We start from the raw sequence: 16,931 nt of genomic DNA, 5'->3' as shown, positions 1-16,931 counted from the left end.
AAAAATCGCCGATATAATTTTTCCGTCTTGTTTACTATCCTAACTTCACAAGGCTGTAGTTCTTCTTCCCTTTACGAATAATAATAAATCGTCCATCAAATGAATTTTCTACCGTAACATCTGTACCTACATCCGTTACTTTTTCGCCATTCATAGAAATAGCTCCATTATTAATATCTTCGCGTGCTTGTCGTCTAGATGGTTCGATTCCTAAATCAACGAGCCATTCTACGATATTTTTCGTCTCTTTTGAAGACTGAAATGTTGGCATTTCTTTAAAGCCTTGTTCAATTTCATCGGCTGTTAACGATTTAATATCTCCGCTAAATAACGCTTCTGTAATTTTCACAGCTTGTAGCAACGCTTCTTCTCCATGAACAAATTTCGTCATTTCTTCCGCTAATACTTTTTGCGCTTCACGTTTATGAGGCTCTGTTTCTACCTTCACTGCCAACTCATCGATGCGCTCTTTCGTTAAGAACGTAAAGTATTTCAAGTATTTAACGACATCACGGTCATCTGTATTCACCCAGAACTGGTAAAATTCAAACGGTGTTGTTTTTTCAGGATCAAGCCAAACTGCACCACCTGCTGATTTACCAAACTTCGTACCATCTGATTTCAATAATAGTGGAATCGTCAATCCGAATACCTTCGCTTCGTGCCCTTCTAACTTACGAATTAAATCTAAACCACTCGTAATATTTCCCCATTGGTCACTACCGCCAATTTGTAGTTGAACATCTTCTTTCGTGTATAAATGATGGAAGTCCATCGCTTGTAAGATTTGGTACGTAAATTCTGTGAAAGAAATTCCTGTATCTAAACGACTTGCTACGATATCTTTTGCTAACATACTATTAATGCTAAAGTTTTTCCCGTAATCACGTAAAAACTCAATAATATTTATTTCATGTGTCCAATCGTAGTTATTTACCATCTTTACTTCACTATTTCCGCCAAAATCAAATAGCTTTTTCATTTGCGCTGTTAACGCATCCACATTATGTTGAACTACTTCTAACGTTTGAAGTTGGCGTTCTGATTGACGTCCACTCGGATCACCAATGGTTCCTGTTGCTCCGCCAATTAAAATAACCGGATGATGGCCAGCTAACTGAAATCTTTTCATCATCATAAACGGAATCAAATGTCCGATATGCATACTATCACCAGTCGGATCAACTCCGCAGTATAGCGAAATCTTTTTCTCTTCTACTAGCTTACGTAAACCCTCTTCGTCAGTCTGCTGATTAATGGCGCCGCGCCATTCTAATTCATCAATAATGTTCATTTTTTGTCATCCCCTTTATTTTTTAAAAACAAAAAATCCCTATGTCTATGACATAGGGACGATGATTCACCGTGTTACCACCCAGTTTGTATAAATAGCATAGCTACTCATACCACTCTCAGCAATAGTATCGATTGCCAATCCGCTTAGCATTACCTAAGATACTCCAGAGTGTAATTCACAAGTTTGTTTGTGCTAGGTTCCAGCATCCCCTAGCTCTCTCGTTAACAGTGACAAACTGCTACTGGGCTCTTTCAACGTATGTTATTTGTTAAATTATTAGCCATTATATTGAATTGCAAACAAATTGTCAACAATACCCAAATATTATTTTAAAATAATTCGCAGTTTCATACGTATATGTTATTCTTTATCTTCTCCAATAATCCTTACTTCACGCTCTAACTTCACGCCAAATTTCTCTTCAACTGTTTTTTGTACGAAGTGAATTAAATCGATATAATCTTGTGCTGTTCCGTTATCAACATTCACCATAAACCCAGCGTGTTTTAGAGAAACTTCTACTCCACCAATTCGCTTACCTTGTAGTCCTGATTCTTGAATCAATTTACCAGCAAAGTTATTTGGTGGGCGTTTAAATACGCTACCGCATGAAGGATATTCTAGAGGCTGTTTTGACTCACGTTTAAACGTTAAATCATCCATTTTCGCTTTAATTTCTTCATGTACACCTTCTTCAAGTTCAAATCTCGCTTCAAGAATAATGTAATGGTTGTTCGCAAATACACTCTTACGATATCCAAATTCAAATGCTTCTTTCGTCAAAGTACGTAGCTCTCCATCACCTGTCATTACGACAGCTTCTGTTAATACATACGAAATTTCACCGCCGTATGCACCTGCATTCATATATAATGCTCCACCAACTGAACCTGGAATACCACAAGCAAACTCAAGACCCGTTAAGTTATGTTCTAGTGCAATACGTGATACGTCAATAATTGCTGCACCGCACTGTGCTACAATCGTCGTTCCTGTTACAGTAACACCTGTAATATGAATTAAACTTACTGTAATCCCGCGAATTCCACCATCTTTAATAATAACATTCGATCCATTTCCTAAAAACGTAACTGGAATATTATATTTGTTCGCATATTTAATAACTTCTTGAATTTCGTCATAATTTGTCGGCGCAACAAAAACATCTGCTTTTCCGCCAACTTTAATATGCGTATGATTCTTTAACATTTCATCTTGTTTCACATGACCTTCAGGCAATACCGTACTTAAATATTCATAAACCTCTTGCATATTCATTTTACGATTCCTCTATTTCTATAATCTTTTTATCCCGTTATACGGGCCCATAATATCCCCACATACATGAAATGAACCTAAAGTGGTGGATACAGTGTACCCAAAATCAATTCGAGACACCTATTAACCTCTTAATTTATAAGAGGTGCCACTCATATTAAAATATATATTGCATAATAAAGCAACCCAAATGGGCTACTAAACTTGACATGTCATCAGAAAGACAACAATTTGTAAAATATATTACTTTTTCAAAACACTACCCTTCAGTATCTTACTATACCATACGAAAATAAAGTGGTATTTTTTTGTAATTTTTGCTTTATTTTCATCAATAAAAAAGATGCTTTTACCTATGTAAAAACATCTTTTTCATTACTTATTTTAAATTACTTTTCGTTCTCTTCTTTTTCTTTATCAAACCATAACAGTTCATCGTTATCCACTTCACCATTATAATTGATTAAAATTTCTTCTCCTGCTTTTATATCTTTATAAGCATAGAAGTTAAATGTATGATTCTCAAAGACAATATCATACGTCGCATTCGGTGTATATGAATGATTGAATAACATGCCGTATCCTAAAAGGATTGCCGTATGATTAATCCCATACTCAAATGCGTAGTCAGCAAGTAATGTTTTCTCAATGTGTTCATGCTGTTCATTCGGATAAGAGATAACCGGCGCTGCGTGTATCAACTCACCTTTTTTAATATCACGAGTTGCAAATACACCTCTATTAAATTCTCCATCACTAAGTTCAGAAGTCTTAACTTCGATCATATACGTCACCTATTTAATTCTTTCTTTGAAGTATTTTAATTCCGCTATTAGCTGAATTTCATCTTCTTAAGCTTGGCAGAAAACGAGCAGAAAAGCAATTAAAATCCGAGCAAGTCTTCGTTTAAATGAAAAAAGGGCACAAACGTTGCGCCCTTTTTAAGTGATATTACTTTTCTAAAATATCTTCTAACAATTTCACTTGCTCGCTAACAGTATGTAATGTCTTCACAGATGTATCATTTCGATGTTTTTCTTCTTCCACACTTGCTAACACTTCTTCTGTAGCTGCAGAAGTTTGCTGGATTACATTGGAAGCATGTGTAACATCCTTTACGATATTCGTCGTTTTAACTTGGAAACTTTCTTGATGACCAACGATTTCTCTCATTACATCATTAATTTCATCAATAAACTTCCCTAAATCCGTTACATTTGTTAAAACACTTACTAGCATTTCATTGCATTCTTCTTGTACTCTTTCTGATTTCTCTACTTGCACTTCTACCTTACTTGCTTGATTACTAAAATCCTTCAAAATCCCTTGAATTCTTCCCGCAGAACGATTCGATTCCTCAGCAAGCTTTAATACTTCATTCGCTACAATAGCAAATCCTTTTCCATGCTCACCTGCTCTTGCAGCTTCAATATTTGCATTTAAAGCTAGCAAACTCGTCTGACTTGAAATATTCGTTATTACATCTACAATTTCATTAATTTGTTTCGATTGCATCATTAAATCTCTAAATATAATTCCTGATTGTGAAACAACATCATTTAAACTTCTCATATTCGCTTCAAAACTTCGTAGAGTATGTACACTACCTTTTGAAATTTCTAAGCTTTCATCAACACGAATCGATGCATTTCTTACTTGAGAAATGATTTGTTCAATATTTCCCTCCATATCGTTCAATACTTCTACCGAACGATGCATCATCTCTGATTGTGATTGCGTGCCAACTGCTACCTCTTCAAAAGCAAAATTGATTTCACTCATTGACTCCATCGATGTATTCATATTTTGTCTTAAATAATTGAAATTACGATCTAGTTTCACAACCGTTTCCTCAATAAGCCTTTGCGTTTCTTCTAACTCCTGAGCTTTTCTCATTACTTCTTGCTTCTCATCACTTAAACGAGCCAGTAAGTTAGAACCAATTTTCGTGACGCCCCACATAGCGATTGTCACGATCGCTAACAAGCTTGCGAAGTTTGCAGCTTCAGATGCTGCTGTATAAGCAAAGAATTGCTCGGGCCAATAACTACAAAGAATAAATGTGATTACAACTGCCACTCCGCCGAGAATTACAACGAGACGTTCACTTAAATAAATAAGTGAAACGGCTAGTGTAAAATAGACCATTTGAAATACAGCTGGGCTTTCATTAAAAGCTTGTACCATAATGAAAGACATCGTAAGTAACATAAACGTCATGATATATTTATACATCGCTTCCATGCTTTCTATAAAAGTAAGAAGCGTTCCAAATACAACGACAGAAATACCACAAACCCAAAACGCGATTGCTCTCTCTGTAAAAATATATCCGTAATACCCAATCGCGATGATTCCAAGGAAGAAACTACAAATTGTAATAAACAGCAATAAATGATTTTTCTGTGATTCTTTCTCAAGGTTAGAAAAACAAGTTTTCTTTAACCATTCCATATATAGTCCCACCTTCTGCACTTCATTACTTCAGCTTAAATACCGCACTCACTGGGTTATGATCACTATTTTCAAACTTTAAATCTTTTCCTTGCACATTTACAATCTCAACATTCGGTGAAACGATAAAGCCATCAATAATCGTGACGAAGTTTTCACCTTCTACATACTTCTTCACATCGTCTCTCACCGTCATAACAGATGAGTCTACAGCCCACTTAAAGCCACCATCAGTAAAGTCCTTCGGTAACTCTACCAACCATTCAGGACGCTCTTTCACAAACTTCGGATCACTTAATTGAACGTTAGAAAGTAATTGATTCCAATCTCCGCCCATTATTACGTAATCACCATTTTTATAATGCTTGTTCATATATTCTTTTAAAAACTCTACTTGCTGTTTTCTAATTTTCCCGCCTTCATCATACGCAGACAAATGTAAATTTACGAGTCTAACAAACTTCCCATTACTAACAGGAATTTTATGCTCAACAATCGCTCGATCTAAATCAAACAAACGCTTCGGCCAAGGCTCCATTCCAGGAAGTTGGAACCTCTCCGCTGTTTGAACTTTATATTTAGAAAATGTACTTAATCCAGCCTCCGCATATCCCATTGGACTTGTAATTGGGACAGGGACCCATTTTGTATCATAGTTCTTTCCGAACGATGAAGCATAATCAGGTAATCCATTTTTCAAAAATTCATGCCCATTTACATCAAAAGATCGCATTGATTTTATATCGACTTCTTGTAATAACGCAAAATCACTATTCTCATTTTGTAAAAACGAAAGCATATTCTTTAGGTTAACTTCCGTTTGCTCTTTACTACTTGAACCAGACCCCTTTCCTCCATCCATAAAGAAGTCTTGGTCCTTATCTAATCCGGCATATCCAATATTAAATGTTGTAACTTTAAATTCATTTCCTGTCGCTAATACGCGCTCTTTATTATTTTCCACCTTCAAACTTACAACATCAGCAGGCTGTTCTTTAGTAAGTGTCATATACCCTAAAAAACCACCTACAACTCCTACCCCTACTAAAATACATATAAGTACTATTTTTAATAACTTCTTCAAATAAACGCCCCTTTTCTAAAACACATAACTTAATTATCTTTATTTTCAGTTAACTAAAACTGAATGACAGACATAACAAATATTTTATCATATCAAAAACCTTATATCACTATATTTAGTTTATAAACAATAACTCTTGCTCTTACATTATCAAAAATACAAAATCCCCTAACTCCTTCACTGGAAATCAAGCGCAATGTTTAGTACACTATATGTAATAATTATAGGCGATGGAGTTCGCCATAAACGCTGCTTAGCTAATGACTCCTACCAGTATCACTACTGGTAGGAGTCTATTTTTTTGAGCAAGCTATTTAAAGAGGTGAGAAAATTGATTTATATTATCGTTGGCATTGCCGGTATATTAGGAGCCCTTTCTCGTTATTATTTAGGTCTTACTATTCATGAATTTTGGTATCATACATTTCCATTAGCTACATTACTCATTAACTTAGCCGGATGCTTCTTATTAGCATGGCTGACTACGTATATCGCTAAGCTTAACATCTTGCCTTCAGAAATTATCACAGGCATCGGGACTGGATTCATCGGTTCCTTTACGACGTTTTCAACATTTAGTGTAGAGACTATTCAATTGATCAATCATTCTGAATGGAGCATAGCCTTCTTATATGTATCATGCAGCATACTTGGTGGTCTCATTATGTCTGGTCTTGGCTATACATTAGGCGATTTCTTAATTAAGAAACATCTTACGGAAGGTGATCATTTATGATGGAAGCTTTATTAGTAGCAACAGGAGGATTTTTCGGTGCGATTACACGATTTGCAATTAGCAATTGGTTTAAAAAAAGAACTAAAACTTCCTTTCCAATCGCTACATTTCTCATTAATATAACAGGAGCGTTTTTACTCGGATATATAATTGGCAACGGAGTCACTACAGGTTGGCAATTATTGTTAGGCACTGGATTTATGGGGGCCTTCACGACGTTTTCAACATTTAAGCTAGAGTCCATTCAGCTCTTCAATCGTAAAAACCTTAGCATACTATTTCTATATTTAAGTGCTACTTATATCATTGGTATCCTCTTTGCATTCCTTGGAATGAAGCTAGGCGGAATATAAAAAAAGCGACTCTTATCAGTCGCTTTCTTTTTATAAGAAGTAAGTCCCGCCATATGGAATGGAAAGTAACCCCGCTGGATGCACATCATAATGCACACTTTGCATTGGAAGTTGTGAGTATGGCATATACTGTCCTTGCATTATTTGTGCCAAATATGCTTGTTGCTGCATTTGAATCACTTGATTCACAGCATGAATGGTTCCCTGTGCCCCAGCCAAAGTAATAGCTGCTCCTACTTGTCTTCCATTATAAAAATGATGGTTCATCATGATTCATCTCACTTATTCTTTTTCTTCCATATGGTATGTTTCTATCTCATAGTGAGTGTTTTGTCCCTATCTATTGCCCTTTTTCAGCTTTGAAGTAATAAATCCAAATAATAATACACCAATACCACTAAAGAACAATACATAACTTATTGGTACTAGGAAAAAGAAAGGTTCTTCAAGGAATCCATTCGCTCCTACTTTACTGTTTGAAGCATGTATAGCTAAAGTAATAATCGCTAAAATCATGAAAGAAATAGCTACTACATATTTGTTTTTCATCTTGTACTCTCCTTTAATTTTCATTGATCTTATTACCATCATAATAAGCCTGACAGTATCACAAGTCAATAATTATTTATCGTTTTTCGATAAACACCTTCTGTTTACATTACAAAAAAGCTATAGACACAATAGTATCTATAGCTTTTTCAATCGGTTATTTCGTTCCAAAGTATGCCTTTTGGAACATACACATCCTTATTGCATTATGATAGTTACCATCCACGAAAAACTCATCTAACAGTTCACCTTCCACCATAAATCCAACCTTTTTATAAACATGTACAGCTTTTTCATTCTCTTTATCAACAACTAAATAGAGTTTATGCATATTTAATACAGAAAAAGCGTAATCCATCGCTAAACGCGTCGCTTCCGCTGCATAACCATATCCTTGATAGTTCGGATCAATAATAATTTGGAATTCCGTTCTACGGTGAATATAATCGATTTCCACTAACTCAACTAATCCAACCATTTCATTGTCCTTTTCAACGATAAATCGGCGTTCGCTTTGATCATGTATATGTTTATCGTATAAGTCTTGCAGCTCTACAAATGCCTCATACGGCTCTTCAAACCAATACGACATAATATGTGCATTATTATTCAGTTCGTGTACAAACTTTAAATCTTCTCGCTCTAATGGACGCAATTTCAATTCCTGACTCATTTCTATAACCTCCAAGTAAAAGAAACCTCTTCACTTAATTTCTCAATTTTTTTCAATTTCAAACGCCCTATTTACATTGTAAACTTTCAAGTAACTTGAAGGTCAAGATTTAATCAGCCCGATCCCCACCTAACTTCTTTGCTTTCGCTGCATTTTGAGGTGGGGGTCTTACTGCCCATTAAAGCGGGATAAAAAAGTAGTGCAAACCTTTGTCTGCACTACTACTCTTTTCTCAAATCCCTCATATTAGATATGTATAAAGCGATAACTAAAATAAGAATTGCTCCTGCGTATAATAACGTCTCCATCGGTTCCTCATGAGACACAATAATTAATCGAATTAACGCCGTGATTCCAATATAAATAAAATAACGTAACGGAAAATGGTAGTTCGACTTAAAATACTTAATAATCAATGCGATGAACTCGAAGTATAAGAAATAGACGATGATACTTTCAACCAATTTATACGACGTATATTCCTTTGTTGAAAATATGTATTGAATAAATGTGATAGTCTCGTTAATTAAAAAGATAGATAAGACAATGGATAATATAATTAACGCTATATTCAATATCCACTGTAAAACGCTAGCTATGTAATGATCGATATTAAACTTCATTTCACACTCTCCTTCACGTAAATACTTATTTATTATAGCAAAATTATAATTGGAGGTGGGTTAAATCATATTTTCGCCCTTTGTTGGTGCCGGTGTGTGGGATGTTCATTGTTTTGAGGAGTCTTTTAACCGCAGAACTAGATTGCATATTAAGAAAGTCCCTCAATTTGCTATTGGTAGTTATTGTTCCAAACAGAAGTGTGTAGTCTTGTAAAGCACGTAAATGAGCATTTTTAGACGTACTATTACAGTTTGAGCAACGCCAGCCCTGTTTTTCTTTTAACATTGCCATTGTAAAACATTCCTCACACTGCACGCCCTTTAGTAATTCCTCTTTTTTTAATTTATATTGTACAAAAATATTTTGTCGTTGCGGAATGTGCTCATTCATAATCTGATTTATAAGTCCATCTACATTACCAATTATATCTTCTTTATATTGATTTTCCATTTGTTTGATTCTATTAGGTAAATTTGCACCGTGGATAATTTTATTAGGAAGCATTTCATCTGAAGTTTTAATAATTGTACGAGGAGAACTAATTACAATGAGAGATTCAATCGGAATATTATATAAACCATGCAAACTCAGCCATTTTCTCAGCTGCATCTCTTGCCGTTTCACTTGTAAAAGCGGATCTGGAAAACCCTCTTCTGAAGCACCATCTACGATTCGAATGAGTTGATTAAACTTTGCATCAAAAATTAACGTACCAATGATATTTTTTATTTCAAGAAAAAGAAGAAAACATGAAGAAATTATGAGGGCATCAATTTGGAAATAATGTTTCTGATCAAACAATCTAATGTCATGTAAAATGCTATATTTTGTTTCAGATAGAAAACTAAGCGGATATTCAATTGCCTGCTCTCCTTTATAGCCAGCCATAAATTTCGCTAAATTTTCAGCCACCACGTTCCTTTTTGGATGATGAGCAGGCAATCTTCTAAGTAAAGCTTCTAATTGGAGCAAATGTACGGGCATTTTCCGTTCTTTCACAATCATCTTTATCCCCTCCAAAATATATCAGCGATTTTTCAAATATATCAGCGCAACTCCAATTATATCGGCGATTTTCGAAATATATCAGCGCAACTCAATTTATATCAGCGATTTTCATAATATATCGACTTACCGACAAAAAACGACACAACAAACACTCATAAACAGTATATCACCACATCTAAAATCGCACTGTAAGCATAATGTTACTCCTCCCTTTTGATTACGACATTTTAAAAACGAGAGAATCACATTCACCTTATGTAAAATAACTTTTTTATAAATGCAATCGCAAAAAAGCTGCTGCCTACAAAATATAGACAGCAGCTACAGTATACATTTTATAACTAATAAACAGCGATCGGCCCATAAGGACCATCAATAATCTCTATTTTTGTTTCAAAAATATCTGTCAAAAGTGTTGGGTCCATAACCTCTTCTACTGTTCCAAAAGCAGCAATTTGTCCATCTTTCATAGCACAAATTTTGTCAGAGTATTTTGCTGCAAAATTTATGTCATGCATAACAGTCAAAATTGTTCTTCCAAATTCATTAGCTGCACGTCTCAAATGCTCCATCATTTGAACAGAACGAGCAACATCAAGGTTGTTCAAAGGTTCGTCCAAAAGTACATATTCCGTCTCTTGGCACAATACCATCGCTACATATGCCCTTTGTCTTTGACCACCAGAAAGCTCATCTAAATATCTATTCTCTAAATTCGTTAAATCTAGGAAGTCGATATATTTAGAAATAATAACTTCATCCTCTTTAGTTAATCTTCCCTTTGAATAAGGAAAGCGTCCAAATCCAACTAATTGTCTAACAGTAAGCCTCGTTACAAAATGATTTTCTTGTCGCAATATAGTCAAAACTTTTGCTAAGTCTTTTGATTTGGATTCAGAAACATCCATATTTGCTACTTGGATTTGACCTTCATCCATATCTAAAAGTCTTCCTATCATCAAAAGTGTCGTAGACTTTCCAGCACCATTTGGTCCAATTAAAGAAGTAAAGCCCGCTTTTGGTATTTCAATATCCAAAGGTCCTATTTTTACCTTATCAGTATAGAACTTTTTAACATTATCGATTTTTATCATAAAGCCCTCTTCCTTAAAACTATAGTTAAGAATATAATTCCACCAAATAATTCAATAATAACTGAAACTACACCTTGAGCATTGAATACATGATACATTAAAAAGTATGCGCTCGTCATTATTAAAAATCCGATTGCAAAAGCCATTGGGAAAATATATCTATGATCATAAGTTGCCGCCGCCTGATAACTCAAAGTTGCTACTAAAAACCCATAGAAAGTAAGTGGCCCAATTAGAGCTGTTGAAATAGACATTAAAATAGCTACTAATACAAGCGTATAAATTACACTAGGTTGATATTTAACTCCAAAGGAAGTAGCAACATCCTTTCCTAGCGACAAAACATTCAAATTCTTAGAATGAGCAAAAATTAATACTGCTACAATTATGATCATCGGAATGACAATAGGAAAATATGCAGGATCTGCATGATTAACAGAGCCAAATAATTTTGCTTGTAAAAGATCAAACTCTGAAGGCGCAAGTAACTTTCTCATGAAAGTTGACATAGAATTTAGTCCAGCACCAATAATAATCCCGACTAAAAGCATAAGTTGTAAATTTCCGTATTTACCGGAAAGTAGCCATCCATAAAGTATCAAACTCATGAGGACCATAACAACAATTTGAAATAAAAATGGACCAATCCCAGTAAAATTGATCAATGCACTAGCACCAAAGAAAAATATTGTACTCGTGTGAATTGCTGAATAAAGTGATTCGAAACCTAAAAGCGAAGGAGTAATAATCTTATTATTCGTAATGGATTGGAAAGCAACTGTCGACAAGCTATGGCAAACAGCTGCAATAATCATTGCAACAATAGCTACAATCCTTCTCTTAACAACTGGGATAAAAGAAGGTGAATCTATCGGAACTGGATTGTTATACACTAACAGTCCATATGAAGAAAGGAGGCCTAAAGCAATCAATGTTATCAGTACAATCCAATAACGTCTTGCTTCCTTCTTAGAACGAAAAGCGCTAGCTGATCTACTTTCATTATGAAGGCTAGAATCGACTTCGACATTTTCTTTATTTCTATAATCTAATGTGATCATCGTGGCCTCCTTGGTTTTCTTTTTCTCAATAAAATAGTAATAAACACGACTGCTCCCACTGATGCCAGTATTAAAGAAACAGGTAATTCAAAAGGCTTTATAATTGTTCGAGAAATGATATCACAGGCAGTTATTGTCCCCATTCCGATCAGACACACCCAAGGTAAATTACTTCTAAGATCATCACCTCTAAACATGGAAACAATATTTGGAACAATTAGCCCTAAGAAAGGTAAGTTTCCAATAACAGCTGCAACAATTCCAACGGCAAAAGAAATAAGGGCCGTTCCAAAAAGAACAATTCGGTTGTAATTAACGCCAAGGCTTGTTGCGACATCTTCTCCTAGTCCAGCTAAAGTCAATCTATTCGCATACATAAAAATAAGCAAAGTAACGATAACAATCAGCCATAAATATTCGTATCTTCCGACCTGAATGTTAGCAAATGAACCTACAAACCAAGTTTCAATACTTTGCGTCATTTGAAAAAGGAGTCCCAAAAAAGTAGACACTGCAGAAATAACTGCTCCAAGCATTAATCCAATAATCGGGACAATTAAAGACGAACGAAGCTTAACTCTTCTTAAAAATAGAAAGAAAATCATAGTTCCTATAAAAGAAAAAATGATTGCACCAGTCATTCTTTGAACTAAAGTCGGGGCAGGGAATAGTAAATACACAAAAAGCAGGCCTAAGCCTGACCATTCAATAGTTCCCGTTGTAGTAGGTTCAACAAATCGATTTTGTGTAATAAGTTGCATGACGAGTCCTGCCATCGCCATTGCAGCTCCAGTAAGCATTAATGCAACTGTTCTCGGAACACGAGTGATGAAAAACATTTCCATTCCGTCCTCTTGTCCACGTATATCATAAACGCCAGTAAACAGTGATATAATCCCTAAAATTAGAACAACTATAATCCCTATTATAAAAGATTTTGTCCATAATTTATTGTGATTATAAAACTGGGGTTGAGAAATATTCTCAACCCTAGAAATTATATTTTTTGACACTGCTTCGTACTCCTTTACACTACTTAGCTAAAGTTTTTGCGATATTTCCAAATAACTCTATATAAGTCTGAATTGATTCATTTGTGTAAGTATCTGCTGGTGCATAAATAACTTGTTTTTTAGAAACAGCAGTTGTGTTTTGAAGAGCTGGTGATTTAGAAATAACATCCTGAGCAGGAGCTGACTTAGCTGCATCAGATGTTGCAGCATCACGATCTAATACGAACAGCCAATCAGGATTTGTTTGTGCAATAGCTTCAACAGAAACGTCGTCACCTTTATGACCTGCAGTAGAATTAGAAACTTCTAACGCTGGAGTCCAACCGAAAATTTCATACATTGGTCCCCAAACACGACCAGAATGTGGAGCAGCAAAACCAATATTACCGCCAGTAACGATAACACTCATAACTTTATCTTTTCCGTTATAAGCAGACTTTGCATTTTCAATAGATTTATCAAAATCAGCTACTAATTTTTTAGCTTCTTTATCTTTATCAAAGATTTTTCCTAAAGTAACTGTAGAATCTTTAAGTCCTTTTACTAAGTTTTCTCCAGGCTTAGTAGCCTTCTCAGAAACATCAACATTAAGATCAATAACTGCTGCATTTGGTACTAATTTTTTGATTTCTTCGTAATGGCTAGCAAATCTTTGACCAACGATTACAAGGTCAGGGTTTGCAGCTGCGATAATTTCAAGATTTGGTTCGCGGTGATTCCCGATATTTTGAACTTTTTCATCCTTTTTATATGCTGAATCAGCAGGCATGACATCCTTTGGAGCAGCCGCTAATTTAATTCCCCAATCAGCTAAAGTTTCAAACGTTCTATTATCTAAAGCAACTACATTCTTTGGATTTACAGGAACTGTAACTTTTCCATGCGCATCAGTGATTTCAACCGTTTTTGGCTTATCACTACTATTATCTTTAGTAGCCTTCGAAGTTTCTTTACCTGAATCTGAGCAGGCTACTAACATTAAAGTGAAAACTGCTAGAATACTTACTAATTTTAAAAGCATAGTTTTTTTCATACGTATACTCCTTATAATGTAATTTATTTCGAAAATGATGACTTCCAAAGATTGAATTAGATAGTAACTACTATTCACCTAAATCAATATTGATAATCATTTTCATTTGAATATCCTGTAAATAAGTATAGTCATTAATTCTGTGAAAATCTTGTGAATGGTGTGAGTTAATAAAATTAAACATAACTTAGATATAATCTCAACTAATGCGCAACAGATTCATCCCCCACACGTACTAACCAGTAGATTAGCACCTTATAAACTGTGATTTCTACTGTAAAAAAAATGACCATTAATAGCTAATTTTTCATATTTCACATAAACTATTTTATCATTCAATCATTGAATAGCCTCTGCCATGTATCGTTTGAATATATCTGTCTTTCTTCTCGCACTTTAACTTTTTTCTTACATATCCAATATATAAGTCTACTACATTTGGATTTACTACTACGTTATATCCCCAAACCTGATTCAAAAGCATTTCACGGCTCAATATTGTGTTTTTATTCTTGATTAAAAATACAAGTAAGTCGTACTCGCGTTTCGTAAGCGAGAGATTTTTACCGCCTTTTTTCACAATATTGCTAGATACATCAACAAGGAGATCTTTAAACTGAACAAAATTCGGCTCATTTTGCTGAGTATAATCACTTCGCCTTAAAATAGCTTGAACTCTTGCTACTAATTCTTCTTTCGCAAATGGTTTTCTTATATAATCATCCGCTCCTGCTTGTAACCCTGCTACGCAATCCTTGCTAGAAATATTGTCGGTCACAATAATGATCGGTGTCATTTTAACAAGTCGTATTTGCCTGCAAATTTCTGGTCCGGACATGCTTAATGAATCCCAATCTAATATGATAATATCCCAATCTTGTTCATATACTATATTTAAACCTTCGTTTTCATTGTGAAGTTTTAAAATGAAATGGCCTTCTTGCTTTAAACCACTTACGATTTTCTTCGCTAAAGACCGTTCATTCTTAATTACTAACACCTGCCTCACCGATGGTTCACCTCTACTTCAATATAACTTGGTTAAATAAAAAATTATTCCCCAAAAATAATTTAAAATTTATAGGTATTAAACTCCTAAAAAAAGTCATTATAACAGCTTATTAGGAGAACTCTATATAATCTTACAATAGGTATGGATAAAAAGACAAAATATATTAACATTTAAATAAAGTGATTTTATTAATAGAAACTCACCAATCAGGCGTTTACGAGCAGCTATAGTATCTACCTGCTTATCATCCATAACCATTTCTTTATTTTCTGTTTCAGGGGTACTGCCTCATCCCTATCAACTTAAGTATTTTATAAAAGCACAAAACAAAAAGAACCATAACCTCACCAAACTGGCAAAATTATGGTTCATATCATACAAAATAAAAAACCACCAAATATGTATTGGTGGAGACGGTGGGAGTCGAACCCACGTCCAAAAATATCGGCACTTAAGCTTCTACGAGTGTAGTCGATATATTAGCATTTCGCGAACTCTTCGGCCTATCGACAGGCTTCCAAGTTGCTAGTCTGGTTGTTCTCTTCCTTTGTCCTCAGACGGCGAACTCCGGCGTAGTCCACTTAGTTTGAGTCCCTTACCCTACCACATGGACGATGGAGGGAGGAACCTTTAGTGCAATTAAGCAGCTAAAGAAAGATTGTTTTGTTTGCCAATTATAGGCTTTGACGTTTTAACGAGGCCGATCCCCTCGACTCGCAACCTAAGCTCGAACTATCCCTGTCGAATCCGTAACGTCCCCATGATAAAAATGGAGCATACGAAGAAAATTTCGTGATAGCTACTAAGAGCTGTTTTTCAATGTGCAACAACCTTACATAAGTTATTATAACATACGCGCGCCGTTTTACAAATGTAAATATCTGTATTACATCTTTTGACGATCACGGAACGCGCGTGCAATTTCACGTTTTGCTTCTTTCTCTTTTAAATCGTGACGCTTATCATATTGTTTCTTACCTTTTGCTAAACCAAGTGCCATTTTCGCGAATCCATTTTTCAAATAGATTTTAAGTGGAACTAATGCATATCCTGTTTCTTTTGCAGCTCCCGCTAATTTATCAATTTCTTTTTTATGCAGAAGTAACTTTCTCGTACGAAGCGGATCATGGTTGAAACGATTTCCTTGCTCGTACGTACTAATATGCATATTATGAACCCATACTTCACCATTATGTACACGTGCAAACGCATCTTTCAAGTTCACGCGTCCAGCGCGAATCGACTTAATTTCCGTTCCTTGAAGGACAAGCCCTGCTTCGTATGTTTCTTCGATGAAATAATCATGAAATGCTTTTTTATTTTGTGCAATAACCTTACCTGAACCTTTTGGCATATAACGTCCCTCCTCTATTTTTACTATTGTAACAAATGTTAATAAAAAGCGAAAGTGGCTCGCTCAGAATGTGAGGTGGATGGAGCTTCTGACCTTGAGGCGCTGTTTGCCTCTTGGGAGGAAGCGAAGCCGCCGAACATTCTAGCCACTGTAGCTGGATTCCCATAAAAAGCGAAAGTGGCTCGCTCAGAATGTGAGGTGGATGGAGCTTCTGACCTTGAGGCGCTGTTTGCCTCTTGGGAGGAAGCGAAGCCGCCGAACATTCTAGCCACTGTAGCTGGATTCCCATAAAAAGCGAAAGTGGCTCG

Annotated in this window: 18 protein-coding genes, 1 other RNA gene, 1 riboswitch and 1 other annotated feature; of the genes, 2 read left to right on the top strand and 17 right to left on the bottom strand. The window is 35.3% G+C overall.

The genetic code is table 11. The features are described 5' to 3' along the window. Positions 1-34: 34 nt before the first annotated feature. The 5 genes from tyrS to MR083_RS23040 all read right to left on the bottom strand — a co-directional run bounded on the left by tyrS (position 35) and on the right by MR083_RS23040 (position 6,113). Entirely contained in the window at positions 35-1,294 is a 1,260-nt protein-coding gene (gene tyrS / locus MR083_RS23060; protein ID WP_001021077.1) for a tyrosine--tRNA ligase, read from the bottom strand. Between the two features lie 51 nt (positions 1,295-1,345). Continuing rightward, positions 1,346-1,561 (bottom strand) — a binding site (T-box leader). Between the two features lie 96 nt (positions 1,562-1,657). After that, positions 1,658-2,575, bottom strand: coding sequence for a UDP-N-acetylmuramate dehydrogenase (gene murB, locus MR083_RS23055; protein ID WP_139868307.1), 918 nt, complete (start codon positions 2,573-2,575; stop codon positions 1,658-1,660). A gap of 389 nt (positions 2,576-2,964) precedes the next feature. Next, positions 2,965-3,360: an SET domain-containing protein gene (locus MR083_RS23050; RefSeq protein ID WP_000573649.1), complete on the bottom strand. Its 396-nt coding sequence runs from the start codon at positions 3,358-3,360 to the stop codon at positions 2,965-2,967. Positions 3,361-3,526: 166 nt separating this feature from the next. After that, entirely contained in the window at positions 3,527-5,029 is a 1,503-nt protein-coding gene (locus MR083_RS23045; protein ID WP_000455050.1) for a DUF4077 domain-containing protein, read from the bottom strand. Between the two features lie 25 nt (positions 5,030-5,054). Continuing rightward, complete coding sequence (locus MR083_RS23040; protein WP_000734866.1) at positions 5,055-6,113, bottom strand: endonuclease/exonuclease/phosphatase family protein; 1,059 nt, start codon at positions 6,111-6,113, stop codon at positions 5,055-5,057. Between the two features lie 217 nt (positions 6,114-6,330). Further along, positions 6,331-6,390: riboswitch (Fluoride riboswitch) on the top strand. A 54-nt stretch (positions 6,391-6,444) separates the two neighbouring features. On the opposite strand from MR083_RS23040, the gene crcB (MR083_RS23035) reads away from it, so the two are divergent. Both crcB (MR083_RS23035) and crcB (MR083_RS23030) read left to right on the top strand, forming a co-directional pair. After that, complete coding sequence (gene crcB, locus MR083_RS23035; RefSeq protein ID WP_242269894.1) at positions 6,445-6,849, top strand: fluoride efflux transporter CrcB; 405 nt, start codon at positions 6,445-6,447, stop codon at positions 6,847-6,849. Then, positions 6,846-7,202, top strand: coding sequence for a fluoride efflux transporter CrcB (crcB, locus tag MR083_RS23030; protein ID WP_242269893.1), 357 nt, complete (start codon positions 6,846-6,848; stop codon positions 7,200-7,202). The genes crcB (MR083_RS23035) and crcB (MR083_RS23030) overlap by 4 nt, the downstream gene beginning before the upstream one ends. Positions 7,203-7,232: 30 nt before the next feature. Here crcB (MR083_RS23030) and MR083_RS23025 read toward each other — a convergent pair whose 3' ends face one another. From MR083_RS23025 to smpB, 12 genes are all read right to left on the bottom strand, one after another. Further along, positions 7,233-7,472 carry a DUF3947 family protein gene (locus MR083_RS23025; protein ID WP_242269892.1) on the bottom strand — a complete coding sequence of 80 codons (240 nt, stop codon included), beginning with the start codon at positions 7,470-7,472 and terminating at the stop codon, positions 7,233-7,235. Between the two features lie 66 nt (positions 7,473-7,538). Continuing rightward, positions 7,539-7,775 (bottom strand): DUF3955 domain-containing protein, encoded by a 237-nt coding sequence (locus MR083_RS23020; protein ID WP_113712794.1) that lies wholly within the window; start codon positions 7,773-7,775, stop codon positions 7,539-7,541. A gap of 133 nt (positions 7,776-7,908) precedes the next feature. Next, positions 7,909-8,424: a spermidine N1-acetyltransferase gene (gene speG, locus MR083_RS23015; RefSeq protein WP_000076827.1), complete on the bottom strand. Its 516-nt coding sequence runs from the start codon at positions 8,422-8,424 to the stop codon at positions 7,909-7,911. Positions 8,425-8,645: 221 nt separating this feature from the next. After that, entirely contained in the window at positions 8,646-9,047 is a 402-nt protein-coding gene (gene psiE, locus MR083_RS23010) for a phosphate-starvation-inducible protein PsiE (RefSeq protein ID WP_000671177.1), read from the bottom strand. A gap of 43 nt (positions 9,048-9,090) precedes the next feature. Then, on the bottom strand, positions 9,091-10,053 hold the full coding sequence (locus MR083_RS23005) for a nuclease-related domain-containing protein (RefSeq protein ID WP_242269891.1): 963 nt from the start codon (positions 10,051-10,053) through the stop codon (positions 9,091-9,093). Positions 10,054-10,397: 344 nt separating this feature from the next. Further along, positions 10,398-11,150, bottom strand: a complete 753-nt coding sequence (locus MR083_RS23000; protein WP_000590065.1) for an iron ABC transporter ATP-binding protein — start codon at positions 11,148-11,150, stop codon at positions 10,398-10,400. Further along, on the bottom strand, positions 11,147-12,211 hold the full coding sequence (locus tag MR083_RS22995) for an iron chelate uptake ABC transporter family permease subunit (RefSeq protein WP_242269890.1): 1,065 nt from the start codon (positions 12,209-12,211) through the stop codon (positions 11,147-11,149). The genes MR083_RS23000 and MR083_RS22995 overlap by 4 nt, the downstream gene beginning before the upstream one ends. Next, positions 12,208-13,224 carry an ABC transporter permease gene (locus MR083_RS22990; protein ID WP_242269889.1) on the bottom strand — a complete coding sequence of 339 codons (1,017 nt, stop codon included), beginning with the start codon at positions 13,222-13,224 and terminating at the stop codon, positions 12,208-12,210. Before MR083_RS22990 ends, MR083_RS22995 begins: the two co-directional genes overlap by 4 nt. A gap of 19 nt (positions 13,225-13,243) precedes the next feature. Further along, positions 13,244-14,257 carry a siderophore ABC transporter substrate-binding protein gene (locus MR083_RS22985; RefSeq protein ID WP_061183370.1) on the bottom strand — a complete coding sequence of 338 codons (1,014 nt, stop codon included), beginning with the start codon at positions 14,255-14,257 and terminating at the stop codon, positions 13,244-13,246. A gap of 331 nt (positions 14,258-14,588) precedes the next feature. Continuing rightward, a complete protein-coding gene (locus MR083_RS22980; protein ID WP_016718885.1) occupies positions 14,589-15,266 on the bottom strand; it encodes a response regulator transcription factor in 678 nt (225 codons plus the stop codon). Between the two features lie 408 nt (positions 15,267-15,674). Beyond that, positions 15,675-16,029: a transfer-messenger RNA gene (gene ssrA / locus MR083_RS22975) on the bottom strand. Positions 16,030-16,155: 126 nt separating this feature from the next. Further along, complete coding sequence (gene smpB / locus MR083_RS22970) at positions 16,156-16,623, bottom strand: SsrA-binding protein (RefSeq protein WP_001123901.1); 468 nt, start codon at positions 16,621-16,623, stop codon at positions 16,156-16,158. Positions 16,624-16,931: the final 308 nt, after the last annotated feature.

This window comes from Bacillus cereus group sp. BfR-BA-01408, assembly GCF_022663305.1.
Classification (GTDB): Bacteria; Bacillota; Bacilli; order Bacillales; family Bacillaceae_G; genus Bacillus_A; species Bacillus_A pacificus.
The sequence above is the reverse complement of the archived record's forward strand: the minus strand, read 5'-3'. Positions and strand labels throughout refer to the sequence as shown.

Excerpts from the sequence above, each read along its gene's own strand:
- tyrS (WP_001021077.1), bottom strand. The coding sequence starts at position 1,294 with ATGAACATTATTGATGAATTAGAATGGCGCGGCGCCATTAATCAGCAG.
- murB (WP_139868307.1), bottom strand. The coding sequence starts at position 2,575 with ATGAATATGCAAGAGGTTTATGAATATTTAAGTACGGTATTGCCTGAA.
- MR083_RS23050 (WP_000573649.1), bottom strand. The coding sequence starts at position 3,360 with ATGATCGAAGTTAAGACTTCTGAACTTAGTGATGGAGAATTTAATAGA.
- MR083_RS23045 (WP_000455050.1), bottom strand. The coding sequence starts at position 5,029 with ATGGAATGGTTAAAGAAAACTTGTTTTTCTAACCTTGAGAAAGAATCA.
- crcB (WP_242269893.1), top strand. The coding sequence starts at position 6,846 with ATGATGGAAGCTTTATTAGTAGCAACAGGAGGATTTTTCGGTGCGATT.
- MR083_RS23025 (WP_242269892.1), bottom strand. The coding sequence starts at position 7,472 with ATGATGAACCATCATTTTTATAATGGAAGACAAGTAGGAGCAGCTATT.
- MR083_RS23020 (WP_113712794.1), bottom strand. The coding sequence starts at position 7,775 with ATGAAAATTAAAGGAGAGTACAAGATGAAAAACAAATATGTAGTAGCT.
- speG (WP_000076827.1), bottom strand. The coding sequence starts at position 8,424 with ATGAGTCAGGAATTGAAATTGCGTCCATTAGAGCGAGAAGATTTAAAG.
- psiE (WP_000671177.1), bottom strand. The coding sequence starts at position 9,047 with ATGAAGTTTAATATCGATCATTACATAGCTAGCGTTTTACAGTGGATA.
- MR083_RS23005 (WP_242269891.1), bottom strand. The coding sequence starts at position 10,053 with ATGATTGTGAAAGAACGGAAAATGCCCGTACATTTGCTCCAATTAGAA.
- MR083_RS23000 (WP_000590065.1), bottom strand. The coding sequence starts at position 11,150 with ATGATAAAAATCGATAATGTTAAAAAGTTCTATACTGATAAGGTAAAA.
- MR083_RS22995 (WP_242269890.1), bottom strand. The coding sequence starts at position 12,211 with ATGATCACATTAGATTATAGAAATAAAGAAAATGTCGAAGTCGATTCT.
- MR083_RS22985 (WP_061183370.1), bottom strand. The coding sequence starts at position 14,257 with ATGAAAAAAACTATGCTTTTAAAATTAGTAAGTATTCTAGCAGTTTTC.
- smpB (WP_001123901.1), bottom strand. The coding sequence starts at position 16,623 with ATGCCAAAAGGTTCAGGTAAGGTTATTGCACAAAATAAAAAAGCATTT.